Annotated in this window: 8 protein-coding genes; 2 read left to right on the forward strand and 6 right to left on the reverse strand. The window is 67.5% G+C overall.

Translation table 11 applies throughout. The annotated features are described in order from the left end of the window. Positions 1 to 63: 63 nt before the first annotated feature. The 4 genes from VET27_RS17550 to VET27_RS17565 all read right to left on the reverse strand — a co-directional run bounded on the left by VET27_RS17550 (position 64) and on the right by VET27_RS17565 (position 4,432). The gene (locus tag VET27_RS17550) at positions 64 to 2,031 is read right to left on the reverse strand and encodes a V-type ATPase 116kDa subunit family protein (protein ID WP_526520378.1); all 1,968 of its coding nucleotides are present in this window, start codon (positions 2,029 to 2,031) and stop codon (positions 64 to 66) included. A gap of 11 nt (positions 2,032 to 2,042) precedes the next feature. Next, positions 2,043 to 2,402 (reverse strand): hypothetical protein, encoded by a 360-nt coding sequence (locus VET27_RS17555; protein ID WP_526520380.1) that lies wholly within the window; start codon positions 2,400 to 2,402, stop codon positions 2,043 to 2,045. After that, the gene (locus VET27_RS17560; RefSeq protein WP_526520382.1) at positions 2,399 to 3,055 is read right to left on the reverse strand and encodes a V-type ATP synthase subunit D; all 657 of its coding nucleotides are present in this window, start codon (positions 3,053 to 3,055) and stop codon (positions 2,399 to 2,401) included. The genes VET27_RS17555 and VET27_RS17560 overlap by 4 nt, the downstream gene beginning before the upstream one ends. A gap of 240 nt (positions 3,056 to 3,295) precedes the next feature. Then, entirely contained in the window at positions 3,296 to 4,432 is a 1,137-nt protein-coding gene (locus VET27_RS17565) for a baeRF3 domain-containing protein (RefSeq protein ID WP_526520384.1), read from the reverse strand. A gap of 668 nt (positions 4,433 to 5,100) precedes the next feature. On the opposite strand from VET27_RS17565, the gene VET27_RS17570 reads away from it, so the two are divergent. Continuing rightward, a complete protein-coding gene (locus VET27_RS17570; protein ID WP_526520386.1) occupies positions 5,101 to 5,406 on the forward strand; it encodes a DUF6671 family protein in 306 nt (101 codons plus the stop codon). A gap of 130 nt (positions 5,407 to 5,536) precedes the next feature. Beyond that, entirely contained in the window at positions 5,537 to 6,268 is a 732-nt protein-coding gene (locus tag VET27_RS17575) for a hypothetical protein (protein WP_526520388.1), read from the forward strand. Between the two features lie 411 nt (positions 6,269 to 6,679). Here the strand turns inward: VET27_RS17575 and VET27_RS17580 are convergent, their stop codons facing one another. Beyond that, entirely contained in the window at positions 6,680 to 7,534 is an 855-nt protein-coding gene (locus VET27_RS17580) for an ion channel (RefSeq protein ID WP_526520390.1), read from the reverse strand. Positions 7,535 to 7,654: 120 nt separating this feature from the next. After that, complete coding sequence (locus VET27_RS17585; protein WP_526520396.1) at positions 7,655 to 7,825, reverse strand: DUF8730 family Cys-rich protein; 171 nt, start codon at positions 7,823 to 7,825, stop codon at positions 7,655 to 7,657. Between the last annotated feature and the right edge of the window lie 50 nt (positions 7,826 to 7,875).

Below are 7,875 nucleotides of genomic sequence, written 5' to 3' on the forward strand. Positions count from 1 at the left end.
TGTTCCTTCTTTCCTTTGTCGGGTGTTCACCGGGCGGTAGATCCGGCCGGGGTCGAGGGGTCGTCACAGCCGAGCGACGGCTGAGACGGGCACCAGCGGGGAGACCCGCGATCGCGGGACTGCCACTGCGTTGGGCACGGGTTGAGGTCGGGCCGGGCCGGGCGCGGCAGCGGCACCAAGCGGCCGGAAGGGGCGGCCGCCGCCGTCGAAGAAGGTGCCGAAGAACTCGACGTAGTGCAGGCGCATCGACTGGATCATCGGGCTGAACGCGGCCAGCGCCAGGTTCAGCGCGTGGAACAGCACCGCGATGAGGATGCCCAGCAGCAGAGGTGCCTGCCGGCCCAGTTCGTTGGCGACGATCGCGAGGTACACGCTGGCCAAACCGACCGCGGCCAGACGCAGGTACGACAACACGTTTCCGATGACGGCAATGGCCTCCAGCGGGCCCAGCAGCAAGCCCAGGCCGCGGTGGGGGATGCCCGAGAGGACCACGCCGACCGCCACTGCAGCCACCGCCGGGGTGAGCACCCCACGGGGAAGCAGGGCGGTGAGAGCACCCGCAACCGCGAACAAACCGAGCAGCACCAGCAGCGAACCCGACCGCTCCAGCAGGTGGGAAGTGTGGCGCGCCCGCGCCGCCTGCCAAATCCCGAGCAGCAAACCGAACATCAGATGCGCCGCACCCACCCCCAACACGAAAAGGAGTAGCGGGGCCAAGGCGTCGGGGCCGCCGCGGTAGAACCACAGCGCGGGCAACCCGAACAGCGTCTTGCCCAAGTCGCCGAACAGTTCACCGAACAGCACACCGAACACCACCGACCAGGCGCCACCCACCAACAGCACCCGTGACGCATCGGCCGCGACGGCACTGTTGGGGCCGAAGCGGCGCCCGACCCACCAAGCGATTCCGGCCAAGGCAAGCCCGTAGCCGATGTCGCCAACCATGATCCCGAACAGAATCGGCAGGACCACCGCCATCAGACCGGTGGGGTCCAGCGACCCGCTCTGCGGCCACGCGAGGAAGGTCACCAGGCGCTGAAACGGGCGGGCAGTCCGCGTGTTGCGCAGCAGAATGGGCGGGCTGCCGCGCCAGGCGCGGCGCGGAAGTGCCGCCACGACGGTGCACGGATCAGTCGCGGCGAGGGCCACGGCCACTTCGGATACCCGGTGACGTGGAGTCCACAGCCGCAGCATGTAGGTGCGACGTCCGCGCTCCGCGGCCTCCGCGGCCTCGCTTCGCTCGAGGGCATCGAGAAGGTCGTCCCGAGCTGCCAACAGCGCGGCGTGGTAGGTGGCCAGTACAGCCGCCAGTTGAGCCTCGCAGCGCGTCATCAGCTCGGGCAGCTCCTCCAGCCGCGCTCGCATTCCGTCGATCGTGGCGCTCAGCGAGTGGCCCGCAAACCGGTCGGGAAGCTGTACCGCGGCCACCTGGTCGCGGCCCAGCAGCGCCTCCACGTCAGGCACCGCGGTGTCCGGGATGACCACCAGGCAGCCCACCGACTCCCCGGCCGCCGCGGACACCATGAGGTATGTCCGGCCGAGCAACTCGTCGAGCTGACCGGCGATCTCCGCGCGCACAGCGCCCTGCGGATCGTCGAGCACCAGAACAACGGTCGCTAGGTGCAGCGTGGACAGGTCAGCGTCGGTGAGCTCGCGCAACTCAGGCACCAGTGGCAGGAGCGCCTCCAGCGATTCGGCAGTGCGGGGCAGCGTGTCGAGCTCGGCGCGCAGCTCGTCCGCCTCCGCGACCGACCCATGAGTGGCGGCCTGCACGGCGGCGACGAGCGCAGCCGCGTCAACGGTCGGCGTGACCGTCTCAGCCGTCGCGGTTGCCGCGGTCGCGACGCCGTGGGCGGCGGCCAGGTCGAGCAGCGCCTGCACGCGGTCGAGCACCTCCCGCTCAGGCCGGGTGGCGGCCTTCTCGTCGCCGGGAGCATCGACGACGACGAGTTCGACAGCTCGCAGCCGCTGCAGCGCGGCGACATGTTCGTCGAGCCGGTCGGCGCGTCCGACCAGCTCCAGCTGCGTCATCGGCACCAGCATCAGCGCTTGCCTCTCTCGCCGTCGGCGGCCGCTTCGGACCTCGGCAGAACCGCGGCGAGGATCATGGCGACATCACCCGGCAGCCGACCGGAGGCGACGCTGCGTAACCGATCGGCGCGCTTGGTGCCCGCGCGGTCCTCCTCCACACAGCGGGTCCGTCCGACCGCCTCGATGTGGTCGGCCTGCGCCTGCGCCAGGGCCGCGGCGGTGGCGCGGGCGTCGGCGAGGGTGCGCGCCGCCCCTTCCTGCGCCGCGGCGAGCGCCGTGTCCGTGGCGCCCGCGCGGGCCAGCCGGTCGGCGATGCGCTCCTCGGCCATCCGGATCGTCGCAAGGTCGTCGGGGCGGGTGCTACCGGTCATGGTGTCCTCCGCGACTCGGGTGCGTCGTCGGTGGCGGGGCGGTTGTTGCGGATCCGCCGCAAACGGGCGGTTTCTTCACGTTCACGTTCCTCGAGCACGCCGGCGATCCGGCGGGCCTCGTCCTGCAGCCGTGGGATGAGCACATGCTCCAGGGCGTTGACTTGCCGTGTCGTCCTCGCGATTTCCGCGGCGAGCCGACGAACGGTCAACTCCAGGGCGGCCAGCCGGAGGAACCGGCCGATCGCGTCCTCGTACGCGCCGGCCAGCTTGTCGATCAGCGGGTCGGTGCACACCGGCGCGCGCCCACGCTCGGCCGGGGTTCTCGACACCGGGTCGTGTTCCAGGTCGACGATGGCCACACCGGCGATCACCGTCGCCGACACCTCCACACCCAACCGCGGCCGCCCAGTGAGCGCCGCGGAGGCAAGCGCCGCCGGCCCGATCACCACACAGGCCTCGTCGAACTCGGCGCGCGCCACGCCCATTGCGTCCTCGGCGTCATGCAAGAGTTCCAGCAGAAGGCGACTGCGCTCCGAGAAGGCGCGCAGCAGAGCGGTCCGCTTGTCTTGCAGCAGGTCTCGCCCTTGAGCTGCCAGCGCGACGCGGCGGCGACGCTCGAGAAGCTCACTTCGAGTGGGAACGACGACAGACATTGATTCCTCCAGCGGTGACCGAACACGCTGGAGGTCTCGCCCGAGCCGCGATCCGCGGCCCTCGGCGACCGGGCAGTGATGCCGTAATGACGATCGCCGTTAGGGGGGGCTACTCCCCTCCAGAAACCAATTTAATGAAATGTAGTTCATGTGTCAAGGGTGTTGTCCCGGTCGGCCGTCTCCGAGTCATCAGGCACGACTTGATCGCGCCGTCGATCGGGTGGCCGGGGTGAGCGGTGCTCAGCGTTGACGCAGAGTGAGTGCGAGGCGGGTATCAGCCGGGAGTTGTCCTGGGGACAGAAGGGCAATCCAGCCGCCGCGGCCCAGGACGATTTCGATGAGTTCGTCGATGATGTCGTCGATCACGTCGGGATGGTCGACGTCGTCGGCGTGGATGAGGGTGTCGCCGTCGGGGTGAAGGCGGGCGGGGAAGACGTAGCCCTCCTCGACGGCGAGCAGCTCGGGGCGTTCCCAGCGGGCGGCGAGCCAGGCAGTGTGGACGTCGCGTAACACCCGCCCCTGGGCGGCACGCTGTTCGATCAGGTCGAGCGCCTGCCTACTGCGCGACCGTAGGTAGTCATGTAGCACTGGGCGAATCAGGTCGACGACATCGGTGGCCGAGGTAGTGAGGTGGTTACCCCTGACTGTGCCGGCCAACCGGGCGGTGTTGCGCGAGAGTCGACGAAACTTCGATGCCGTGGGTTCAGCGGCGACGATCACCAAGGGCATGGGGTGTAGGCGCAGGGCGGCTCCCAAGGCCCGATCGACGCGGCGCAGGAACTCGAGCGGCTGGTCCCCTCGGCGGCCGTGGCGTCGGTCGTCGGTGCGGCGGTGTTGGGGGAAGGTCCTTACTGGCGCGGCGGTCAGGGTGGCCCCGTGGCCGTGTAGGAGCCGGGCCTGATCGGTGGAAAGCATCAGCACGGCGTGGCGCGGGGTGTGGTGCAGGGCACGCACCAGATCGCGGGTGGCGAAGGTCGGGTCGATCACGCAGCGGTTGACCACCGGGATCGGCAGGTCGACCCGCTCGCTGTGCGAGGCACTGACGAACAGCGCCACCGCGCGGTCAGTTGGGCTGGTGGCGGCGTCGCTGATCATCGAGTCAAGTTGGCGCAGAAGCGGTTCGGTGTCGGGTAGTCGCTCCGCGTCGAGCCGTTGGCGGGCTTGGTCGGCCAGTGCGCGTAGGGTCGCGATGTCATCGTGATGCATGCCCTGAGCGGGGTGCGTGGCGGCCAGCAGTGAAATGCTGGGGTACGCGCGTAGCGTCTGCAGCGCCGCCACGGCGTTCGCGGTGATGGTGGTGAACCGCGGCACTGGCGATGCGCTGCCATCGGAATGGCGGCTGGGTGTGGGCTGTGGGGCCAGCGGGAAGTTCGTCATGGCAGATCCCGTCGATCAAACGTCGACCGTAGAAAGACGTAGCCACGTCACGTCGACATGTTGGGTGAGGTCTTCCTCGACCCGTGAGTTTCCACGGGCGCCTGCGCCGGATGCGGTTGGCCGAATCGTGCTGACGACGACAGTAATTAGCTGAGGTACTCCCCTCACACATCACAATGACGAACTCTGCTTCGCCTGTCAAGGTGAGTCATCGCCGGCCGATGTGCCCGGGTCGCATGGAGCACTTGGCAAGGGGGTGCCGAAACAGGTTGCGCGGCGGCGTGGGCTCCGAATAGCTGTCGGGTCAGACGAAGAGTTTGAACGAACGCGGGATTTCTGTTGTGGTGCAACCCGTCTGGCGGCGAAGAGCGGCATCGGCCCGACTTGGGTCGGGGCGTTGCTGCGAATCCGGACAATCAGTGAGCGGGTCAGGACTCGGTTGAGGCGTCGGCCTCTGCCGCGATTGAGTCTGTGCCGCAGCGCCTTTCCGACGATGCCGGTATATGGCAAGTGCCCGCCAGTGCAGCAAAGACCTCGGATCGCACCCGGCCAGGGTGACCACACCGTCAGATCGCACGCGGCGACGACAGCGCGCGGCCCCCATCCCGGCGAGGCACTCGCCATAGCGGATGGGCTAGCATTGCGAAGGCGAGGAGTTCAGGTGCGATGTGGCGGTTGGCAGCGCGCCGGTTCCGCCGATCCACGATCCGCTGCGACGCGCCGCGCTGAGGCGACTCGCACGACGGCTCGCACTACGGCTGGCCACCGCCGGTTCCGCTTGCCGATCACCGGGCTACGGCACCATCACCACGCGCGCGGGACTTCCCTGTCACAGCTGCGGCACGCCAACCGATCTCATTCACGGAGACATCCACGGCTACCCCGCCTGCACCCACACGTCCTTCGTACGCCGCGCCGACACCAGCGCCGACACCAGCGCCGACACCACGCGGTGCCCGTACTGCAACCCGTAGAACTGCCCGACCACCTGCCTTTGCGAACGCATATGCGCGAACCTAGTTTTATGAAGCACATTTCGCTAATATGGCGTCTGTAGCGGCAGGAATGACAGTCGTTGCGGGAAGCGAGGAACCCATGCTTGGCATGCGCCCTCCCACCGTCCTGGTCGTCATCGACCCGACCTGTCAACGACCGCCCGACGCGGCGGACATCGCGCGCACCCTGTCAGCCGGCGCGGCCGTAATCGCCGTAGTGTTGTGGCCGCCGCCCGCACTCACCCTCAACATCCGGCTTCTGCTATGGCAAGCCCGCCACCGCGCGTTGACCACCGAGGACCTCATCGACCTCACCCGGCGGACCGTCGATTCCGTTCGACCAGACGATGGGAGCGTAACGGTCAGCGGGTACGCCTATCAGTGCCGACGAACCCCCTTGCGGTTGGCTGACGCCATCGCCGAGTTGTGCCGCATCCACCACCCCACCCTGGTGGTCCTTCCCGACGGCGCAATCACCGACGCAAGCGAACGTGTGCGGGCGGCGCTGCCCGAGGACCTTGCGATCACCCTGGCAAAGCCGATGAAAACCCGATACACCCTCTCGCCTCCCGTCGAGCGGAGGGGAGGGACGATCACGATGGGTGGTTGTCGGCGCACCGCCATCACCGCAGTCGCAATTCTTGCCGTCGTGGCCGCCATGAATCTGACCGCCGTGGCCGCGTCCGTGAGTCCCCTGATCGGCCTGGCCGCACTACCGATCACCATGATTGGAGCGCTCATCCTCATAGACGCGGTACACAAAAAGCTCGCCCCAGAGTCCGCACGCGCATTCCGCGGCTACTGCCGGGGAATCGTGACCTACCTGCGCGCCGACCGGTGAAACTCGGTGCTCCCCAACCCGTTGGGCTCAGCGGCAAGCCATCGTTTCAGACGCACGAGCTGATCGTGTTGGTAGCTCGAAGAAGGAATGGACGTGGGTCCAGGAACCGCCCTCACGGGGCCCCTCCCTAGTAGTTCCCATCGGTGACCCTGTCTTGGCCATCCAGCGGCGACCGACGTAGTAGTCGACGTGCAGGTGCGTCCGGAGCCGAAGTCGAAGAAAAAAGCGCCTGTAGTTGCCGAGATCGACCATGACGCAGGTGCCTGCCTGTTCGCGCCGCGCTGGCAAGATCGACCTGCCAAAGTTGGTCGCGGACGCGGTGAAGACCAAGGTTCGCGGCGCGGCAAAGTCGCTCTTCGAGAAGGCCTGGGGATCTTTCAAACCCGATCGGCGAGAACATATTCTGACAGCTCAGTTGACGTGTCGATGGTCCGAGGCGTAGGCCCGGATGATGGCGTCGATGTCGCCGTCGAGTCTCAGGAACTCCTGGTTGAGCAGACCGGCAAGACTCTCCACGGCAGCGTTGATGAGAGCACCGGCGAGCCGCGTCTGTGGCCGCGTACTGCCGGCGGCATCGGTAGCGAGCTGCGCCGCGTATTCGAGCGAGGATGCCAACGAAGCGTCCGCTTCGACGTCACGAAAGTAGTAGGTCGCGCCATACTGCGTGAAGTCGTTTCGCGCTTCGACGATGGCGGCGGCAAGTGCAGTGAGAACATCGGTGGGAATGCTGTCGATGCTCAGATCGGGATTCGCTCGGCGAGCCTCCCGCAGAGTCGAGAGCTGAAGCGCCAGAACGCGTCTCCGGTGCAGGGCGGGGTAGATCTGGAGCACCCAGGATACGGCTGCCGTCAGCAGCATGAATCCGAATAGCGCCTCGAGCGGGACGAGCACGCGAAGGAACGGCGAAATGGGCACGATGTCGCCCATACCGAGCGTTCCGATGGTCACCAGTGACAGGTACAGCGCGTCGAATGCGGCGTGGCGGTCAGCAGGATTCAGTTCGGTGCCGTAGGCGAAGCCGTCCGCCATCTGCGGGAAGTACAGCATCGCCCAACCGAGGACGGCCATGGCGCCCCAGGTCAACACGACCAGCGCGATCCCGAGCGGGCCCGTCAGCGATGCGATCCGGCGATCCGACCGGAACCACCGCAGGAGCCACCAGACGAGCTTCATCACCTGCGGCGCGACGCTGCCGTGGCCGATCGGATGAAACAGCGTGTGAAACACGTCGCGCACCACCACGGCCACGAGCAACGCTCCGACCACTGCGATTACCCAGTCCGCGACGCACCTCCTCATTGGACCGGCCAGCCGTGTCGACTGCCGGTGCGACCATCATCGTCTCGCGCGATGCCAGCGGGCGGACGAATCGGTGAATCGCCCGGGTCAGCGGCGCCACCATCGGCCGCCTGCGCCGGGCCTTGGCGTTGTGACGGAAGTTTCTCCGCATGAACACCTTTCAGCCACGGGCACGGAGTGCATCACGTCGTCGACGTGTTGGCCGCATCCGGCCCAGCCGGTCTTGCCGCATGTGGGGCATCTCTGGGGGTAGCACATGTGTTCTCCTGGGCTGGTTTCGTATTCGGTCAGGAGGTCGCGGCGGCGTT

The sequence above is a fragment of the Mycobacterium sp. genome, from assembly GCF_035633495.1.
Classification (GTDB): domain Bacteria; phylum Actinomycetota; class Actinomycetes; order Mycobacteriales; family Mycobacteriaceae; genus Mycobacterium.

Excerpts from the sequence above, each read along its gene's own strand:
- VET27_RS17585 (WP_526520396.1), bottom strand. The coding sequence starts at position 7,825 with ATGTGCTACCCCCAGAGATGCCCCACATGCGGCAAGACCGGCTGGGCC.
- VET27_RS17565 (WP_526520384.1), bottom strand. The coding sequence starts at position 4,432 with ATGACGAACTTCCCGCTGGCCCCACAGCCCACACCCAGCCGCCATTCC.
- VET27_RS17560 (WP_526520382.1), bottom strand. The coding sequence starts at position 3,055 with ATGTCTGTCGTCGTTCCCACTCGAAGTGAGCTTCTCGAGCGTCGCCGC.
- VET27_RS17550 (WP_526520378.1), bottom strand. The coding sequence starts at position 2,031 with ATGACGCAGCTGGAGCTGGTCGGACGCGCCGACCGGCTCGACGAACAT.
- VET27_RS17575 (WP_526520388.1), top strand. The coding sequence starts at position 5,537 with ATGCGCCCTCCCACCGTCCTGGTCGTCATCGACCCGACCTGTCAACGA.
- VET27_RS17555 (WP_526520380.1), bottom strand. The coding sequence starts at position 2,402 with ATGACCGGTAGCACCCGCCCCGACGACCTTGCGACGATCCGGATGGCC.